At 67.6% G+C, this 16,867-nt stretch carries 18 protein-coding genes and 1 tRNA gene; 10 read left to right on the forward strand and 9 right to left on the reverse strand.

Translation table 11 applies throughout. The features are described 5' to 3' along the window. Positions 1 to 680 precede the first annotated feature (680 nt). On the forward strand, positions 681 to 1,115 hold the full coding sequence (locus tag ACFQ4H_RS30325) for a hypothetical protein (protein ID WP_377577647.1): 435 nt from the start codon (positions 681 to 683) through the stop codon (positions 1,113 to 1,115). 28 nt (positions 1,116 to 1,143) lie between these two features. Here the strand turns inward: ACFQ4H_RS30325 and ACFQ4H_RS30330 are convergent, their stop codons facing one another. Both ACFQ4H_RS30330 and ACFQ4H_RS30335 read right to left on the reverse strand, forming a co-directional pair. Continuing rightward, positions 1,144 to 1,506, reverse strand: coding sequence for a WD40 repeat domain-containing protein (locus tag ACFQ4H_RS30330; RefSeq protein ID WP_377577719.1), 363 nt, complete (start codon positions 1,504 to 1,506; stop codon positions 1,144 to 1,146). Continuing rightward, positions 1,428 to 1,925, reverse strand: a complete 498-nt coding sequence (locus tag ACFQ4H_RS30335; RefSeq protein WP_377577650.1) for a WD40 repeat domain-containing protein — start codon at positions 1,923 to 1,925, stop codon at positions 1,428 to 1,430. The genes ACFQ4H_RS30330 and ACFQ4H_RS30335 overlap by 79 nt, the downstream gene beginning before the upstream one ends. Positions 1,926 to 2,531: 606 nt before the next feature. Between ACFQ4H_RS30335 and ACFQ4H_RS30340 the strand changes: the two genes are divergently transcribed. From ACFQ4H_RS30340 to ACFQ4H_RS30365, 6 genes are all read left to right on the forward strand, one after another. Next, positions 2,532 to 3,920, forward strand: a complete 1,389-nt coding sequence (locus ACFQ4H_RS30340; RefSeq protein WP_377577653.1) for an APC family permease — start codon at positions 2,532 to 2,534, stop codon at positions 3,918 to 3,920. Further along, positions 3,917 to 4,915 carry an acetamidase/formamidase family protein gene (locus ACFQ4H_RS30345; protein ID WP_377577656.1) on the forward strand — a complete coding sequence of 333 codons (999 nt, stop codon included), beginning with the start codon at positions 3,917 to 3,919 and terminating at the stop codon, positions 4,913 to 4,915. The genes ACFQ4H_RS30340 and ACFQ4H_RS30345 overlap by 4 nt, the downstream gene beginning before the upstream one ends. 6 nt (positions 4,916 to 4,921) lie before the next feature. Continuing rightward, entirely contained in the window at positions 4,922 to 5,602 is a 681-nt protein-coding gene (locus tag ACFQ4H_RS30350) for a GOLPH3/VPS74 family protein (RefSeq protein ID WP_377577659.1), read from the forward strand. Between the two features lie 326 nt (positions 5,603 to 5,928). Then, positions 5,929 to 6,387, forward strand: a complete 459-nt coding sequence (locus ACFQ4H_RS30355) for a DoxX family protein (protein WP_377577662.1) — start codon at positions 5,929 to 5,931, stop codon at positions 6,385 to 6,387. A gap of 150 nt (positions 6,388 to 6,537) precedes the next feature. Next, on the forward strand, positions 6,538 to 7,239 hold the full coding sequence (locus ACFQ4H_RS30360; RefSeq protein ID WP_377577665.1) for a lytic polysaccharide monooxygenase: 702 nt from the start codon (positions 6,538 to 6,540) through the stop codon (positions 7,237 to 7,239). A 253-nt stretch (positions 7,240 to 7,492) separates the two neighbouring features. After that, on the forward strand, positions 7,493 to 7,891 hold the full coding sequence (locus ACFQ4H_RS30365) for a nuclear transport factor 2 family protein (RefSeq protein ID WP_377577667.1): 399 nt from the start codon (positions 7,493 to 7,495) through the stop codon (positions 7,889 to 7,891). Between the two features lie 46 nt (positions 7,892 to 7,937). Here ACFQ4H_RS30365 and ACFQ4H_RS30370 read toward each other — a convergent pair whose 3' ends face one another. Continuing rightward, positions 7,938 to 8,489, reverse strand: coding sequence for a DinB family protein (locus ACFQ4H_RS30370; protein WP_377577669.1), 552 nt, complete (start codon positions 8,487 to 8,489; stop codon positions 7,938 to 7,940). A 299-nt stretch (positions 8,490 to 8,788) separates the two neighbouring features. Here ACFQ4H_RS30370 and ACFQ4H_RS30375 point away from each other — a divergent pair, with 299 nt between their 5' ends. After that, on the forward strand, positions 8,789 to 9,661 hold the full coding sequence (locus tag ACFQ4H_RS30375) for an alpha/beta fold hydrolase (RefSeq protein WP_377577672.1): 873 nt from the start codon (positions 8,789 to 8,791) through the stop codon (positions 9,659 to 9,661). Between the two features lie 178 nt (positions 9,662 to 9,839). On the opposite strand, the gene ACFQ4H_RS30380 is transcribed toward ACFQ4H_RS30375, so the two are convergent. Beyond that, a complete protein-coding gene (locus tag ACFQ4H_RS30380; protein ID WP_377577675.1) occupies positions 9,840 to 10,919 on the reverse strand; it encodes an epoxide hydrolase family protein in 1,080 nt (359 codons plus the stop codon). Between the two features lie 165 nt (positions 10,920 to 11,084). Continuing rightward, positions 11,085 to 11,564: a MarR family winged helix-turn-helix transcriptional regulator gene (locus tag ACFQ4H_RS30385; RefSeq protein WP_377577677.1), complete on the reverse strand. Its 480-nt coding sequence runs from the start codon at positions 11,562 to 11,564 to the stop codon at positions 11,085 to 11,087. A 91-nt stretch (positions 11,565 to 11,655) separates the two neighbouring features. On the opposite strand from ACFQ4H_RS30385, the gene ACFQ4H_RS30390 reads away from it, so the two are divergent. Beyond that, on the forward strand, positions 11,656 to 12,126 hold the full coding sequence (locus ACFQ4H_RS30390) for a nuclear transport factor 2 family protein (RefSeq protein ID WP_377577680.1): 471 nt from the start codon (positions 11,656 to 11,658) through the stop codon (positions 12,124 to 12,126). Positions 12,127 to 12,382: 256 nt separating this feature from the next. Here ACFQ4H_RS30390 and ACFQ4H_RS30395 read toward each other — a convergent pair. From ACFQ4H_RS30395 to ACFQ4H_RS30410, 4 genes are all read right to left on the reverse strand, one after another. Next, a tRNA-Arg gene (locus tag ACFQ4H_RS30395) sits at positions 12,383 to 12,457 on the reverse strand. A gap of 141 nt (positions 12,458 to 12,598) precedes the next feature. Further along, positions 12,599 to 13,285 (reverse strand): winged helix-turn-helix domain-containing protein, encoded by a 687-nt coding sequence (locus ACFQ4H_RS30400; RefSeq protein ID WP_377577683.1) that lies wholly within the window; start codon positions 13,283 to 13,285, stop codon positions 12,599 to 12,601. Positions 13,286 to 13,491: 206 nt separating this feature from the next. Then, complete coding sequence (locus tag ACFQ4H_RS30405) at positions 13,492 to 14,145, reverse strand: DUF305 domain-containing protein (RefSeq protein ID WP_377577722.1); 654 nt, start codon at positions 14,143 to 14,145, stop codon at positions 13,492 to 13,494. A gap of 75 nt (positions 14,146 to 14,220) precedes the next feature. After that, the gene (locus tag ACFQ4H_RS30410) at positions 14,221 to 15,111 is read right to left on the reverse strand and encodes a DUF3105 domain-containing protein (protein WP_377577685.1); all 891 of its coding nucleotides are present in this window, start codon (positions 15,109 to 15,111) and stop codon (positions 14,221 to 14,223) included. Between the two features lie 95 nt (positions 15,112 to 15,206). Here ACFQ4H_RS30410 and argS point away from each other — a divergent pair, with 95 nt between their 5' ends. Continuing rightward, positions 15,207 to 16,865, forward strand: coding sequence for an arginine--tRNA ligase (gene argS / locus ACFQ4H_RS30415; protein WP_377577688.1), 1,659 nt, complete (start codon positions 15,207 to 15,209; stop codon positions 16,863 to 16,865). The last annotated feature ends 2 nt before the right edge of the window (positions 16,866 to 16,867 follow it).

Here is a 16,867-nt window from a genome sequence, read left to right on the forward strand (position 1 = left end):
CGCAACGGGCGCACAGGCGGGGCAGCTCGACAGCCTCCGCGGCAGGCTCCCTGACCACACTCCCAACAGGTAAGAGATCTCAATTACGCGACACTAGCTGCGACCGCAGCGAAGCATGCGCAGGCGACGGCAGAGCAAGCGCAGGCCAACTACGGCAAGGCACTGCTAGGTACGCAGCACCCTGAAGCGAACCGCACCAGACAGGAGGCGCAAACCGCCGTCGAGAAAGCCGGTAAAGTTGGTCGACTGCTCTCCGAGGCGGCGGCAGCATTTGCCGAGTACGCGAACCACATCGCGCCGGGTGCGCTCGTCAACCCGTCGGGATCAGCTGCAGTGCCGAGTGGCGAACAAATCGTCACTGCCCCAGCGCGACGAGGATCCCTGTCCAGCAGGCTCTTGGGCAAGATGAAAGAGGTCCAGAACTCCGACGATGGGCTGCAACACGCTAAAAAGATCGCGAACTCCATCCAGGACGCTGTTCGCCCAAGCGGAACGGTTGTGCCGAAGGGGCCAGGGGTCGTTGTTAGAGCACCCGAGGCTCAGACCGTACATGCCGGTGACGTGATGTTGACAGCCTTCGTCGTTGCTGTCGCGGGTATCAAGGGGGCGGAAATCGTAGGGAGACTTCGCAGGAAAATGAAACCCAAGCCCTCCCATGAGAAGTCAGGAGAACAATAGCGGTGGAAGAGAACACCTTATTCCTCAAGGCCCTACTCGAACAGGACTGGGAGTCGTACGATGCGCTCGCGGATGAGTTCGAACGGCAGGGGAAGGGTACGCCGGTTGCAATCATCGGATGCGCTTTCCACCTGGCTGTGCATCGGCGTTTCGGAGACAACCGTAGCGTTGAAGAGGTGATCCGCTTCGTTGCGGATGCGCGGGCCTTCCTGTCCGAGGGGAGAGACCTGCCCGCGCAGGAGGCCGAGGCCCTCATCTATGCCACCCTCGACATCGACGTGCCCGGCGTCGAAGAGACAATCGATCGCCTCGAAATTGGCGCTATCGCCGAGATTGAGGGGCAACTGCTGTTCAAGCTGATCGCGGACGAGGATCTGTCGGAAGAGCAGTTGGATGCCTTTCTTGCGGAGTCCGAGGCGCTTGCCAAGGGGGAGTGAGTTCGGGGCGCGCGCCCGCCTGAGCTGACTACCGCAGGATGGGAACGTCTTCCGCCAGGCGCTCCAGACCGGGCACGTACGGATCGAGTTCGCCGGCCTCGAACCGGCACATCTTGATTGTCCACCAGAGGTTGTCGCCAGCCTCTCCGACGAGCTTGTAACCCCCATCTGGCAGGAGTACGGCCCAGCCGTCGTCGGGTAGGACGACCAGTACGGCCAGCGGTTGGCCAGTTGTCGCTGTCCAGAGGCGGGTGGTGCCGTCATCGGAGGTGGTGGCGAGTTGGGTGCCGTCTGGTGAGTAGGCGATGGCAGTTACGGCATCGGTGTGGCCGGTGAGGGTGGTGGTGTGTTGGCCGGTGGTGGCGTTCCAGAGGCGGGCAGTGTTGTCCAGGAGGTGGTGGCGAGTTGGGTGCCGTCCGGTGAGTAGGCGACGGCCGTTACCCAGCCGGTGTGGCCGGTGAGAATCCGTATCGTCCGGTTGTCGGTCCGATCGACGATCTCGACCGAGCTGCCCCGCCCGATCGCCATCAGCGCGCCGTCCGGAGAGTAAGCAACGCAGGCATCCGACCCTGCGGGCAGGATCTGTGCTGTTACCGGGTCACGACCGGGGATCGCCGCAGCCGTCAATTCCACCGAATCCGCCAGGTCCAGCCAGCCGTAGGTGCCCAGCAGGGCCGCCCGGTCCCAGCGACTGCCGGCCAGTTGTGCGTCACGCAGGGACCCGCAATCGTCGGCTGTGCTCAGTGGACAGACCCACCACCCTAATGACTTCTGTCCATCGATGTCGCATCCGAAGCCGCATTCCGGCAATGCGTTTCGCGGTCTCCGGGAGCAGTCCAAGATCTACTTATCTGGTTGCGGCCGGCGAGCGGGCTCTTTACCACCTGGCGCTGGCGAGCGCTACCCCTTGGCGTCTGCCGATGGTGATCCGGGTGGCTGCACATCGGCCACGTTCAGCCGTTGATCCATCGCCTGATGCGGCCATTCGGTCGGCATTCCGGCGTCTCCCGAAGTCATCACTCAGCGTACGCGAGTCTGTGATTGTTGTTGATCACGGACTTGGCGCGCGTGGAGTAACGCATTGTATTTGTGCTGGTCAGGTAAGCGTCGGTGGCCATTTTGTCGGAATGGAGAGCGGTCGAGAGCGCGGATGAGTCCGCCGTGTGGCACCGCTTTCCGAGTCGACGCCGGCAACTGAGCGTAGACAATCCACTCCGGACACAAGTGGCCACGCTGCGCCATCTATGCTGTCGCATCGAACGTGCTGGCTCTTCACTTGCCGCCACAAACAGTGCATGATCTGCCAGCGAAGAACGCCTCAACACCGACACGCCCAGTCCGGCCCACCCCATGCCTGATCCAGCGGTGTCTACCTGCGATCGCGGACTGGAGCCTCAAAGGGGAGGAACGAACGCAATGGGTACCGAGCAGCCGACCCAGTTCGGCTATCGGCAGGAGCTTCGCCGCACGTTGAGCTTCGCGGACCTGCTGTTCTACGGTTTGATCTTCATGGTGCCGATCGCGCCGATGGGCATCTTCGGATCGGTCTACAACAGCTCCGGCGGGATGGTCGTACTGGCCTACCTGATCGGCATGGTCGCGCTGGTGTTCACCGCAGCGTCGTACGCCCAGATGGTGAAGGCGTTCCCGCTGGCCGGCAGCGTCTACAACTACGCCGGCCGGGGCATCGGAGCACCTGTCGGCTTCCTCGCGGGCTGGGCCGTGCTTCTCGACTACGTGTTGGTGCCGAGCCTGCTGTACCTGGTCGCCTCGGTGGCCATGCACGCCTCCGTGCCGGCGATTCCGGTCTGGGGCTGGCTGATCGTGTTCGTCCTCCTCAACACGGTCATCAACTACCGGGGCATCCGCATGACCGCCACGATCACCCGGGTCATGCTGATCGGTGAGCTGATCGTCCTGGCGATCTTCCTGGTCGTGGCCGTACAGGCGCTGGCCAGCGGTCGGGGCAACGGAGTCTCGGCGATCGCCCCGCTGTTCAACTCCGACACGTTCACCTGGTCGCTCGTGTTCGGCGCGGTCTCCGTCGCCGTGCTGAGCTTCCTCGGCTTCGACGGCATCAGCATGTTGGCCGAGGAGAACAACGGCGGCGCCCAACAGATCGGCCGGGCGATGGTGGCGGCTCTCGGCCTGGCCGGCCTGCTGTTCATCATGCAGACCTGGTTGGCGGCGCTGCTCGTACCCAACCCGGACCAGTTGCTGGCCAGTGGTGACCCCGAGGGCACGGCCTTCTACGACGCGGCTCGCGGCGCAGCCGGCCCCTGGCTGGCCACCCTGTGCGCGGTGGCCACCGCCGTGGCCTGGGGGGTCGCCAACTCCCTGGTGGCGCAGGTGGCGACCTCGCGGTTGCTGTTCGCGATGGCTCGGGACCGTCAGCTGCCCGCCTTCCTGCGCAAGGTGTCCGTACGCTACGGCGTGCCGACCAACGCGATCATCCTCACGGCCATCGTGTCCCTGGTGATCGGCCTGTACATGAACTTCCGGTCGGACGGCATCGAGGTGCTGAGCAGTCTGATCAACTTCGGGGCGCTGACCGCGTTCCTGGTGCTGCACCTGGCGGTCATCTGGCACTACGTGGTCCGCCGGCGCAGCAGGAACTTCCTCGTCCACCTGGTGATGCCGGCCATCGGCTTCGCGATCCTCGCCTACGTCGTGATCAACGCGAACATCGCCGCCCAGCGTCTCGGCTTCATCTGGCTCGGTATCGGTGTGATCGTGCTGATCGGGCTGTACGCCGCCAAGCGCCGCCCCACGCTGTCCGGACTGAGCAACGAGGACCCGGCATGACCCACGTGATGCACTACGACCCCTCCGCGACGGACCTGGTCTACACGTTCGGCGGCCACCGCCCGATCGCCGAGATCAACCCGGGAGACGTGCTGGTGACCAGCACCGAGGACTGTTTCGGCGGTGCGGTCCGTACGGTCGACGACCTGCCGACCAGGGTGTGCCAGGCGTTCAACCCGGTCACCGGTCCGTTCCATGTCGTCGGGGCCGAACCGGGGGACACCCTGGCCCTGCACTTCATCGACCTTACGCCGGCCCGGGACTGGGGCATGTCGGCCACCTTCCCGCACTTCGGTGCGCTGACCAGCACACACACCACGGCGACGCTACAGCCGCCGCTGGAGGAGCGGGTGTGGCGTTACGACATCGACCGGGACGCCGGCATCGTGCGCTACCACGCCCGGCGGTCCGAGTCCACCGTCGACCTGCCGCTGGATCCGATGCTCGGCACGGTCGGGGTCGCCCCGGCAGGCGGTGAGGCCCGGTCGACCATCGTGCCCGACGCCCATGGCGGCAATCTCGACACCCCGGAACTGCGGGCCGGCACGACCGTCTATTTCGGGGTCAACGTTCCCGGTGCCATGTTCGCCATCGGCGACGGGCACGCCCGTCAGGGGCAGGGCGAGGTGTGCGGGGTGGCGGTGGAGACCGCCATGAAGGTCACCGTTGCCGTCGACCTCATCAAGGGGGTGTCCACCCCGTGGCCGAGGATCGAGACGGACCAGCGGCTGATGGCGATCGGCGCGGCCCGACCGCTTGAGGACGCGTACCGGATCAGCCAACACGACCTGGTCACCTGGACGGCCGACCTCAGCGGCCTGGAGTTGCTGGACGCGTACCAACTCGTGTCCCAGGCCGGTAGCGCCGCACCCGGGAACGTGTGCGACCCGAACTACACGATGCACGCAGCGATCGAGAAGGCCTTCCTGCCCGGCGTTGTCGCGTACCAGGGCGCCCACCAGCGGCTGCGGGACCTGGGCCGGTCGCTGAGGTAGATGACGATGAGTCGCCCCCTTGTTCCCCCGACGCCCCCGGCCCGGCTGTCGCTGCGGGTCGAACTGTTCATCCTGACGCACAGCGAGGCCGGGGAGCCCCTGGCCCATCGGCCCTCGCTGTCCATCGGACTGGCCGGGGCGATCCTCGCCAGCCTGGTCGTTCCGGTGGAACGCGTACGGCTCGTCGGGGGTTCGGCGGCGACGGTGGTGGACCGACAGCCCACCGGTGACTCCGTTGCGGACTGGGCGTTGGCCGGACTGGCAGGACATCGCTCGCCGTTGTCGGTGCAGGATGCGCTGCGACAGATTGCCACGGAAGCGTACGAGCGGACCGCCGCCGACATGGTCGGCGGCGGGCTGGTCACCGAGACCAGCCGCCGTCGGCTGTTCGGTCGTACCGTCGCCTACCCACCGGCCAACTCGGCCATCATTCCCCGGGTACGGGGGCGCCTGCGCTATGTCATGCAGGGAATCGAACAGGCCGACCCGCAGACCGACATCCTTGCCGGGCTGATCCGCGCCCTCGGGCTGGAGTCCGAGATGTACCTGGACGCCGTTGGCAACGATCTTCGGGCGCAGATGCGGCAGATGCTCAACCGCGCCGCCGCCGAGTATCCGGCGATGAAGGAGATCGTCAAGGCCGTCGAAGCCCTCGTCGCGGAGGCGGCCCTGGCCGTGTACCGCTAACGGCGATCGCCAGCGGCGCCACCAGCGCACCGGCGGCGGATAGCAGCGCGCCCAGCAGAGCCCTCAGCAGAGCCCCAGCGTTGGTGGTCGGCAACAGCGGACCGATTCGCGTCACAAACCCCCTGGACCGATTCGATGTCAGGGACCTGCCCGGCTCGACCACGCCCAGGCCGGGCGCTCGCTCAACGCTGCCGTCGGCGGGTCCGCCGGGCACACACCCCGTAACGGAGTCATGAGTTTAAATAGTTAACTTTACTTACCTGACGGTAAAGCTTACTTTCTAATTGTCATCGACCGATGTCTACGGTGCGAAGTGGGAGTAGCTGATGCTGTCAGCCCGGATGCGCGAGCCTGTGCTGTCACTGTTTCGGATCGTGGTGGGCCTGTTGTTCGCCCTGCATGGCATGTCCACGCTCTTCGGGGTCGTCGGAGGGGGCGGGAACGGCGGCCAGACCGTCGAGGTGGGTTCCTGGCCCGGGTGGTGGGCGGCTCTGATCCAGTTCGTCGGGGGCGGTCTCGTGCTGGTCGGTCTGTTCGCCCGGCCGGCGGCGGTGCTGTGCTCCGGCTCCATGGCCTACGCGTACTTCGTGGTGCACCAGCCTCAGGGGCTGTGGCCGTCGAACAACGGGGGCGAGTTGGCGGCGATGTTCTGCTGGTCCTTCCTCCTGGTTGCCGTGTTCGGTGGTGGTCGCTGGTCGGTCGATGCGTTGGTCTCCCATCGTCGCGCAGATCGGCGGGCGTCGGGCCCGGAACCGGAGGGGGATCGGGCCGCTGTCCCGGCGTGAGCAGCGTGCCGGTGCGGATCACCCGACCCGGGCGGACCAACGTCCGTCAGCACCGGGGCGGCCCGTACCGGCACGGAACCTTCCCGAGGGAACGGACTGCCGGCTCTCCGGCGGAGGAGCAGCCGGGCGTATCGACTGAGAGGAGTTTCGATGAGTCTGAGACGAAGACTGCTGGCCATCGCTGCGGTCGTACTGGCGGCCCCCCTGGGGGTGGTGCTCACGCCCGCGAGCCCGGCCAGCGCCCACGGCTGGATCACCTCCCCGCCGAGTCGGCAGGACATGTGCGCCACCGGTCGGGTGACCGGGTGCGGCGGGCTGGCGTACGAGCCGCAGAGCGTCGAGGCACCCAAGGGCTCCCGACTGTGCAGCGGCGGTAGTCGGTGGCGGGTACTCGACGACGAAAGCAAGGGATGGCCGGCGACGGCGGTCTCCGACACGGTCACGTTCCAGTGGCGGCTCACCGCCGCCCACCGCACCAGCACCTGGGACTACTACGTCGACGGTGCCCTGTTCAAGACGTTCAACCAGGGCAACACCCAACCGCCGGCGAACATCTCCCATGTGCTCACCGGGCTGCCTGACGGGCGGCACAAGGTGTTGGCCGTCTGGAACGTCGCCGACACCGGCAACGCCTTCTACAACTGTGTCGATCTGGACATCAGCGGCAGTGGTGAGCCGCCCGGTGAGGACCCGCCACCGGTCGAGTGCTCCTCGGCGGCCTGGGTCGCGACCACCGCGTACCTGGGTGGTCAGACGGTGACCCACCGAGGGCACGCCTGGCGGGCGGCGTGGTGGGTACGTGGTTCGGAGCCCGGCGTCTCGCCCATCTGGGCCGACCTCGGCGCCTGTTGAGTGGCGCGGTCAAATCCGGTACCACGCCCCACCGGCCCGGTGGACCACCGAGATCGCCGCCCGGTGGACCACCGAGATCACCAGCCGGTGAACCGCCGAGATCGCAGCCGGTGAGCCACCGAGATCGCCAGCCACGGGTGTCCCGCCCCCACCGGGGCATCCGTGGCTGGACCGGCTGATTCTGTCGGAGGCTGCTGGTAGGAATGGCCGCGACCGAGGACAGCGGTGGGCTGTGCGGGTGGTGGAGGCGAGCGTGGAGACGAGTGAGGCGGCCCGGCGCTGGGCGAGGACGTGGGCGACCGCGTGGCCGGTGAAGGACATCGACGCCATCGTCGCCCTGCAGGCCGAGGAAGGCGATCACTGGGCGTCGATGTTCCGGCCCTACCGTGGCCGGGCCGGGCTGCGGACGTACGTGACGGAGTGCTTCGGCGAGGAAACCCGTCCGGCCGAGACCTGGTTCGCCGAGCCGCAGGTCGACGGCGTTACGGCAGCCGTGGAGTACTGGGCGGTGATCTACGTGGCGGACGAGCCGACGACCATCTCCGGCTGTACGGTGCTGCGTTTCGACGAGTCCGGCCTGGTGGCGGAGTCCCGTGACTACTCGCACGTCAAGGACGGCCGCCAGCTGCCACCCGAGGGCTTGTTCGACTGAATCCGCCTCGCCGGCACCGGTGGGGATCGGTGTCCCGAACCGCCGGTCAGCCCTGCGGCGCGTCGGGCAGGCTCTGCTGTGCGCCGTGGAGGTGGCGTACCAGGCCGATCTCGGCGACGTTCTTGGTCAGCTCGATGTTGACCCAGCCCGCCACGTCCGCCAGCGTCAGTTCCCCACCCCAGGGCAGCCCGGCGGTCCGCTCGGTGGAATCGAGGTCGGCATCGCTGAGCGGCAACAGGGCAGCCTGCCAGTCGGCCCTGAGACCACGTAGCCAGTCGGCCGCAGCGGTGACCGTGCCCGGCCAGGTGATGTCTCGAACCTCGGGCGCCCCGGACCCGAAACAGTGTCCGATCGTGGTGGTCCTCCAGAAGCCGATGTGCCAGGTCAGCCAACCGATCGAGACGGCGGGTACGGGATCCGGCTCCGGCACCTCCCAGTCGGCCACCCAGCGTCCCTGGCTGTCCGGACGTACGGTCCAGCACACCGGTGCCGGCTCCCAGAGGCAGACCGAGTCGTCGAGATCCTGTAGGTGGTGTTCGAACAGCGACCAGGTGATGTCGAGCTGTCGGAGCAGCAGTTCCACACGGGCTACCGGCATTGGGGGAGTCTGTCAGCCCTGTCTGCTGCCAGGCCACCGGTTTATCGCCGGATCGGAACAGCAGCGTGGGGCAGTTGATGTCGACAGCGTCGCCGGGGTTGTCGAACGACACTTCTGTCGTGGGGTGGTGATAGGTTCCCGTCGAGATTCACCTCGACCGTATTTGTCCGATCTGGTCGACGGAAAAGTGAGCAGTCGACCAACACCCATCGGTGGATATCGGTCGATCCGAGTTGGTATTGCGAAGCGGGATCCGCTGTTGCCGCTCGGCTGCCTGACCGCATCGAGAAGGGATGACCATGACCGAGGCGAAGACCTTCACCCTCGACGTACCGGGCGCTGTCCTGCATTACGACATTCGAGCGGCTGAGGCGACCACGGCGCCGGTCCTGCTGATGATCGGATCGCCGATGGACGCCAGCGGATTCGCCAGTCTCGCCGGGCATTTCCGGGACCGTACGGTGGTCACCTACGATCCACGCGGGGCCGGACGGAGCAAGCGGGTCGATGACGCTGGCGAGTCCACACCCGAGCAGCACGCGGACGACCTGCACCGGCTGATCTCCGCGCTCGACGGTGGGCCGGTGGACATCTTCGCCAGCAGCGGCGGAGCGGTCAACGCACTCGCGCTGGTGGCCCAGCATCCCGAGCAGGTGCACACGTTGGTGGCACACGAGCCACCGACCGCCCAGCTCCTGCCGGATCGTGAGCAGGCGCTGGCCGCGATAGCGGACATCCGTCGGACGTACGACCAGGCCGGCTTCGGTCCGGCGATGGCGAAGTTCATCGCGGTCAGCGGCTTTCGGGGCGAGATCCCGACGGATTTCGCCGACCAGCCGGCACCGGATCCGGCCGGTTTCGGGCTGCCGACCGACGACGACGGCTCCCGTGACGACGTGATGTTCGGGCAGAACCTCATGACGTGTACGCACTACGAGCCCGACCTCGACGCGTTGCGGGCAGCGTCTACACGGGTCGTGATCGGCGTCGGAGCCGAGTCGGAGGGCGAGATGGCCTACCGTGCCGGTGTTGCCGTTGCTGAGCGGCTCGGCACGAAGGCCGTCATCTTTCCCAGTAACCACGGTGGGTTCCTGGGGGGCGAGTTCGGCATGAAGGGTGACCCGGACGGCTTCGCCGTGACACTGCGTCAGGTACTCGCCGAGGAGGGGTGACAAACTTGCCCGCGTAGGCGCGCCACGCCGGCCATCGTGGGGCCGGCGTCCGGTCCCGGTCTGTTCGAGTGACTGCATCGGTCCGGCCCCTGTGGGGTGATCGATAGGAGCACCCCACAGCGGCACCACGGCTGGCGTCGGCAGGTGTGACCAGCAGCCACGGCATTTACCGGCGGACCTACTGGCTGTGGGTGAGGAAGAAGTCCCGGACGTCCTCGGCAAGCAGTTCCGGCACCTCCATCGCGGCGAAGTGTCCACCGCGCTCGAACTCCGACCAGTGCCTGATGTCGTACAGCCGCTCGGCCAGCGGTCGCACCGACAGCGTGATGTCGTGCGCGAACACCGCCACACCGAGCGGCACCCGGCACGGCTGCTGGCTCCCCCGGGGTGCGTCATGGTGGAACCGGCCGGAGGAGGCCGCGGTGGCGGTCAGCCAGTACAGCGAGACGTCGGTGAGCATCCGATCGTCGCTGACCGGTGTGGCGGGGTCGGTCCACTGTGCGAAGCGTTCGGCGATCCAGACCAGTTGGCCGACCGGCGAGTCGGTCAGCGCGTAGCCGATGGTCTGCGGGGTGAGCGCCTGTAGAGCCTGGTACGGCGGGCGGTTCGCCATCAGCTGCCTGACCTTGTCCAACCGGGCCTCATCTGCTTCGGACAACTCGACGTCGGGGTCCGGTCGGGTCGGCAGGTAGTTGACGTGTACCCCGACGACGTGCTCGGGCGCGACCGCGCCGAGCGTCGTTGAGATGCCCGCGCCGAAGTCACCACCCTGCGCGCCGTAGCGTTCGTACCCCAGGCGGCGCATCAGCTCGGCCCAGGCTCGTGCGACCCGGACGGTGTCCCAGCCACGCTCGTGGGTCGGCCCGGAGAAGCCGAAACCGGGGATGGACGGAATCACCAGGTGGAAGTCGCGCGACAGCGGCTCGATCACGTCGAGGAACTCCAGGAACGAGCCGGGCCAGCCATGGGTGAGGATCAGCGCGAGCGCGTCCGGTTTCGAGGACCGGATGTGGACGAAGTGGATGTTCTGGCCGTCGATCTCGGTGGTGAAGTGCGGAAGCTCGTTGAGCTTGGCCTCGTGCTCGCGCCAGTCGTAGCCGGTGCGCCAGTATTCGGCCAGTTCCTTGAGCCGCGCCAGCGGGAAGCCGTAGTCCCACCCGGCGTCGGCGACCTCGTTGGGCCAACGGGTACGGGAGAGCCGGTCGTTCAGGTCGTCGAGGTCGGCCTGGGGGATGTCGATGCGGAACGGCTTGATCATCGTCTGGACTCCAGGGGATTATTGTCGCCAAAATGTTGGGGCGACCAACGTTCGGTGTCCAAACGATACTGCAATCATTGGTGCTGCCAACGATTCCGTTGGGCTTGTCACACTGGTGCGCGGCCGGCCCTCGGGTGGCGTAATGCCGTACCTGTACGGGTTCGGCTACTTCCCGTCGGAGGATCCCGGGGTGCGGGCTCGGGCGTGGTGGTCGACGATGCGGGCCAGTAGGCGGATGAGTTCCTCGCGTTCGGTGTGCGAGAGCGGGGAACAGAGGTCCTCCTGGATCCGGGCCAGGACGCCGTCGAGGTGTACGAGGTTGTCACCCCCTTCGGGGGTGATGGTGATGATGTTCCGTCTGCGGTCGGAGGGATCCGGGGAGCGCGCGATCAGCCCCTTGTCGGCCAGTTCGTTCAGTGCGGCGACGACGTCGCTTCGGTCGATGCCCGTGCGACGGCCCAACTCGGCCTGGCTGGCGGGGCCGCACTCCGCCAGTGCGGCCAGTAGCCGGTAGTGGTAGCCACGGGCGTCGGCGGCGGCGAACCGTTCGGTCACCAGGCGTTGGCTGTGCGTGGAGGCCTGGTTGATCAGCCAACTCGGCGCGCGCTTGAGGCGCTCTGGTGGCGCTTGTTCGCCCGTCGTCATGGCCGTGAGCCTACCGACCTGTTGGCGGGGCCAACGGTCATTCTATGATTGGTACGGCCAACGTTGGTCTGACCAATGATGTGGGGAGATCATGGATTGCGTCGATCGTCATGAACTTGCCGACCTTGTGGCCCGCCTGGGGCGCTGCCTGGACGAGAAGCGCTTCGGGGAGGTGCGAACCGTCTTCACCGAAGATGCCTCGGTCAGCACTGCCAGTGGTGCAGTACGGGGAATCGACGCCCTCGTAGCGAAGGCTCGCAGGACCCGCCCGGCCGGCGTGTTCACCCAGAGCTTCATCACCAATCCCCTCATCGACGTGGACGGTGACACGGCCACGATCACCGCCAAGCTGCTGGCCGTCTTCGTCGGCCAGCCCGAAGGGCGAGGGCGATTGTTCGGCGAGCGCTATCACCTGGCCGCCGCCCGTACTCCGCGAGGATGGCGGATCTCCCGGGTGGAGGCCGTACCCCTGTGGGAGGCCGTTCTGCCTGAGGTCACCTCCTTCCACCCGGACGTCGTCGCTGGAGCGGACGGGGCCACTGCGGCACCGGGGTTCGAGTGAACCGGAACTAGGGCCGCCCACAGTGGAGCTTTCACAACTCCGGGGATCCGGTGGAATGACGAGGCGAAGGACGTCGGTAGCGCCGGTCAGGGTGGCCGGGGCGGCATGTGCGTGGGCCGGAGCCAAGCCGAGCTTCGGCAGACATTGGGCACAGACGCCCGCCATGGGCCGCTGACGGCCGGACACAGCCGGACACGTGACTAAGGCCGCTGACCGGGTTCGCCCTGGTCAGCGGCCTTCTTGTGCTGGTCCTAGATGGTGCCCCCGGCAGGATTCGAACCTGCGCCCCCGCCTCCGGAGGGCGGTGCTCTATCCCCTGAGCTACGGGGGCTCAGCGACTTAGGAAGAGTAGCAGGCTCTGCCGGTCAGGGCCGAATCGGTATCCGCGCATGTCGGCGCTGGACCGCCCGCCTCTGCCATCGCGCCATGTGCGGCGTCCGCCATCGCGCCATGTGTGGCGTCCGCCATCGCGCTATGCGCCGCGTCCGCAACTGGGCAGCGGGTGCAACACGATGCGCGGCGGGAGTCGACGTGGCCACCGGGCCGTGGGCCAGGAGCCGTCCACGATCGCGTGGATCGTACGGCCGGCTTCGCCGCTGAGTCGGAGCAGGAACTCGCGCGGCAGTGGCGGGTCCACCGCCGGGCTGGCGATCATGAAGCGCGTACGGCCCCGGACCGAAGCGGCGGACAGCACGTCGGCGGCAGGCACCACCCCGTGCAGCCGGGTACGGCCGATCCAGTAGACCTCGGCGCGGTGCTCCAGGGCTGACCGGGTGATCGCCGGATAGGCATGGTCCATCCAGCGGCTGACCGCGTCGGCGCAGAGGCTACAGGCCCGTTCCCGGGGCTCCCGTGGGCCCAGCCCCCAGGCGTGCATGTACGCCCCGACGTCGGCCAGTTCCAGCGACACGTCGAAGCGTCGTTGGATGAGCGCGGCGAGGTTCTGCCGGGACCACAGTTCGTCGTCCAGGCCGAATCCGTCGGGATAGCTCCCGCGCAGCGCCTCGATCAGTTCGAGTTCCTGTTGGCGGCTGAGCGGCTTCGACTCGCCCGGCCGTTGTCCGCGACGGACGGCTGCTACCGCCCCGTCACCACCGATGGTGTGGCGTCGGCACCAACTGGCGACCGACCGCCGTGCGTCCTTGAGTGCAACCCCCACGTCTGGGACAACGAGCACGGATCATGACTGGTCACGATATCTGTGGAGAAAAGTCCTTAAAGTGTGCAGCTGGGTTCAACGGCGCAAAACGGGCAGCTTTCCGCCGGGTGTGGCTCGGGCGTTCGGGGAGGCCCTGGCAAACGGAGCGGCATGAATGGATCAGCCCTGTCCAGGCAGTGCCTGGACAGGGCTGACGACGCCGTGGTTCAGCTTGCGCCGAGCTTGGTCAGCAGCGCCTGGATGCTGTTGATCTCCTTCTTCTGCCCGGCGACCATCGACTCGGCCAGCGCCCGGACCTGGTCGTCGTCGGACAGGTCGAGCACGCCCTGGGCCATGTGGATGCCGCCGAGGTGGTGCTTGCGCATCAACTGGAGGAACAGCACGTCGAAGTCACGCCCGGTGGCGTTGCGCAACTGTTCGCGTTCCTCGTCGGTGGCCATACCGGGCATCAGGCCGTTGCGGATGGTGCCGCCGCCGTCCGGCATCCACGCCATCCGGGGCTGCGAACCCGTCGGATCGAGGTTCCAGGTACGCAGCCACGTCTGCATGGTGCCGATCTGACCCTGTTGGGTCAGGGCGATGTCCACCCCGAGGGTGCGGACGTCCGGGTCGGTGGCCTTCTCGTGCGCCAGGATGGCCATCTCGACCGCCTGGGCGTGGTGGGTCGCCATGTCCCGGGCGAAGCCAGCCTCGGCCGACGTGTCACCGGGCCGGAGCATCCCGGGGACGAGTAGGCCCCCGGCGAGGCCGATCAGCAACCCGACCACCACGGCCACGGCCAACCAGCCGGTGCCGAACCGGCGGCCGGATCGTGCTGTTTCCGCACCGACCTGCTCGGTGTCCAGTTCGGTGCCCTCCAGCTCCGGATCGGCACCCGGGGCGTTGAGCGTGGTTGACGCCCCGGACTTTGCTGAGGTGCCCACTTTCGCCCCCTTCTACTGTTGCTGGCCGTCCTTGCCCAGGTCACGCGGGGTGGTGCCGGTGGCGGTGATGCCCCGGCTGCAGGTGGCGTTCGGCTCGATGTTGGCGTTGAGCCGCAGGGTCTTGATGAACTCGTCGATCCGGCTGTCGTCGGCGTTGTCGACCTTGAGCTGGTAGCCCCAGGCCTGCACCGAGATGGGCTTGTCCAGGCCCTCGACCGGGCTCATCATCATGTACTCGTTGCCGCGCACCTTGTCGGCCAGCTTCGACACCTGGTCGGCGGGCAGGTCGGACCGGTAGGTGATCCAGACCGCGCCGTGCTCCATGCTGTGCACCGCGTGCTCGTTGGCGATCGGGGCGGTGTAGACGTCGCCCATGCAGTTCTGCCAGTTGTAGTTGTGCTTGCCACCGACCGGCGGGGTGACCGCGTAGGTCAGCGGACCCCAGGCGTGTTCCGACGTGGTGAGCGACTTGTCCTCGTGCTTGCGGTAGTTGATGATGCCGGCGATGTCGGCCGCGCGGTCCTCCCACGACTGGGAGCCCTTGAACACCGCCCAGCCGCCGTACCCGATGATTCCGGCCGCGAGCACCCCGACCACGACGAAGAGCGCGATCGGCCCCCAACTCCGACCCTGGCTGACCTTGACCGGGGTGACCGGCTTGCGTGGGCCCTTGCCCCCGCTGGCCGGACGGGCGCCACCACCGGACTTGCCGGCCGGCTTGGTGTCGCTGGTCTTACCCGCGGCCGGTGTCTTGCCGTTGGCCGTTGGCTTGGTTTCGGCGCTCTTGCCACCCGACGCGGTCTTGTCGCCAGCGGGTGGCTTCTTGCCACCGGTTGCCGGCTTCTTGCCGGTGCTGACCACGGACGGACGGCGCTGATCGCCACTCGGGGTGCTGATGCTCATCGTGCCTCGCCAGAGTCGTTCGGTCAGGGGGTGGCGGGTCAGAATGCGCAGGGTCGCCGCCGAGTGACCGAGTCTACCCCCGGTAACATGTTTCGGTGACTCCCGCCAAACTCGCCGAGGTCGTTCTCTCCGCTGCCCACGCCGTCTTTTCCGACCGTGGGCTGGATCATTCCATTCTGCCGGAGACGACCGCGCTGGAGCGACCGCGCAACCCCGAGCACGGCGACTACGCATCCACGCTGGCCATGCAACTGGCCAAGCGGGCCGGGGTGCCGCCGCGCGAGCTGGCCACCGCGCTCGCCGACCAGCTCAGCCGGGTACCCGGGATCAAGTCGGTGGAGATCGCCGGCCCAGGCTTCCTCAACATCCGGTTGGAGGCCGCCGCAGCCGGGCAGCTGGCCCGCGTCGTGGTCCAGGCCGGTCCGGCGTACGGCCGCAGCGAGCACCTCGCCGGCCAGAAGGTCAACCTCGAGTTCGTCTCGGCCAACCCGACCGGCCCGATCCACCTGGGGCACACCCGGTGGGCTGCGGTCGGCGACTCGCTGCGTCGGATCCTCGCCGCCGCCGGTGCCGAGGTGACCAGCGAGTACTACATCAACGACGCCGGCGTGCAGATGGACCTCTTCGGCCGGTCGGTGCTGGCGGCGGCGAAGGGTGAGGCCGCGCCGGAGGGCGGCTACGCCGGTGAGTACATCACCGACATCGCCCAGCGGATCCTCGCCGACCACCCGGACGCGCTGGCCCAGCCGGAGGAGCAGGCACAGAAGCTGTTCCGGGACGAGGGCTACCGGCTGATGCTCGACGAGATCCGGGCCAGCCTGTCCCGCTTCGGGGTGCACTTCGACGTGTGGTTCTCCGAGCGGGACCTGCACGCGGGCGGGGCGGTCGACCATGCCCTCGACACGCTGCGCCAGCAGGGCCACGTCTACGAGGAGGGGGGCGCGGTCTGGCTGCGTACCACCGAGTTCGGTGACGACAAGGACCGGGTGCTGCGCAAGGCCGACGGCGACTGGACCTACTTCGCCGCCGACTCGGCGTACTACGTCAACAAGCGGGAGCGCGGGTTCGACAAGTGCGTCTACCTGCTCGGTGCCGACCATCACGGTTACATCAACCGGCTGCGGGCCATCGCCGCCTGCGCCGGGGACGACGCCGACTTCAACATCGAGATCCTGATCGGGCAACTGGTGAGCCTGGTCCGCGAGGGCCAACCGGTACGGCTCTCCAAGCGGGCCGGCAACATCATCCTGCTCGACGAGATCGTCGAAGCGGTGGGCGTGGACGCGGCCCGCTACTCGCTGGCCCGGTCCTCCACCGACTCGCCGCTCACCCTCGACATCGAGGTGATCACCCGGCAGTCCAGCGACAACCCGGTCTTCTACGTGCAGTACGCGCACGCCCGGATCGCCTCGCTGCTGCGTAACGCCGCCGAGCTGGGCGTCACCCGGGGCGACGACTTCGACCCGGGGCTGCTCGACCACCCCCGGGAGAACGACCTGCTCAAGAGCCTCGGCGAGTTCCCCACGGTGGTCGCCACCGCCGCCGAGCTGCGGGAACCGCACCGGATCGCCCGCTACCTGGAGGAGTTGGCCGGCACCTACCACCGGTTCTACGACGCCTGCCGGGTGCTGCCGCAGGGCGACGAGCCGGCGACCGACCTGACCCGGGCCCGGCTGTGGCTGGTCGAGGCGGCGCGAGTCGTCCTGGCCAACGGGTTGGACCTGCTGGGCGTCTCCGCCCCCGAGAGGATGTAGCA

This window comes from Micromonospora sonneratiae, from assembly GCF_042679305.1.
Classification (GTDB): Bacteria; Actinomycetota; Actinomycetes; order Mycobacteriales; family Micromonosporaceae; genus Micromonospora_H; species Micromonospora_H sonneratiae.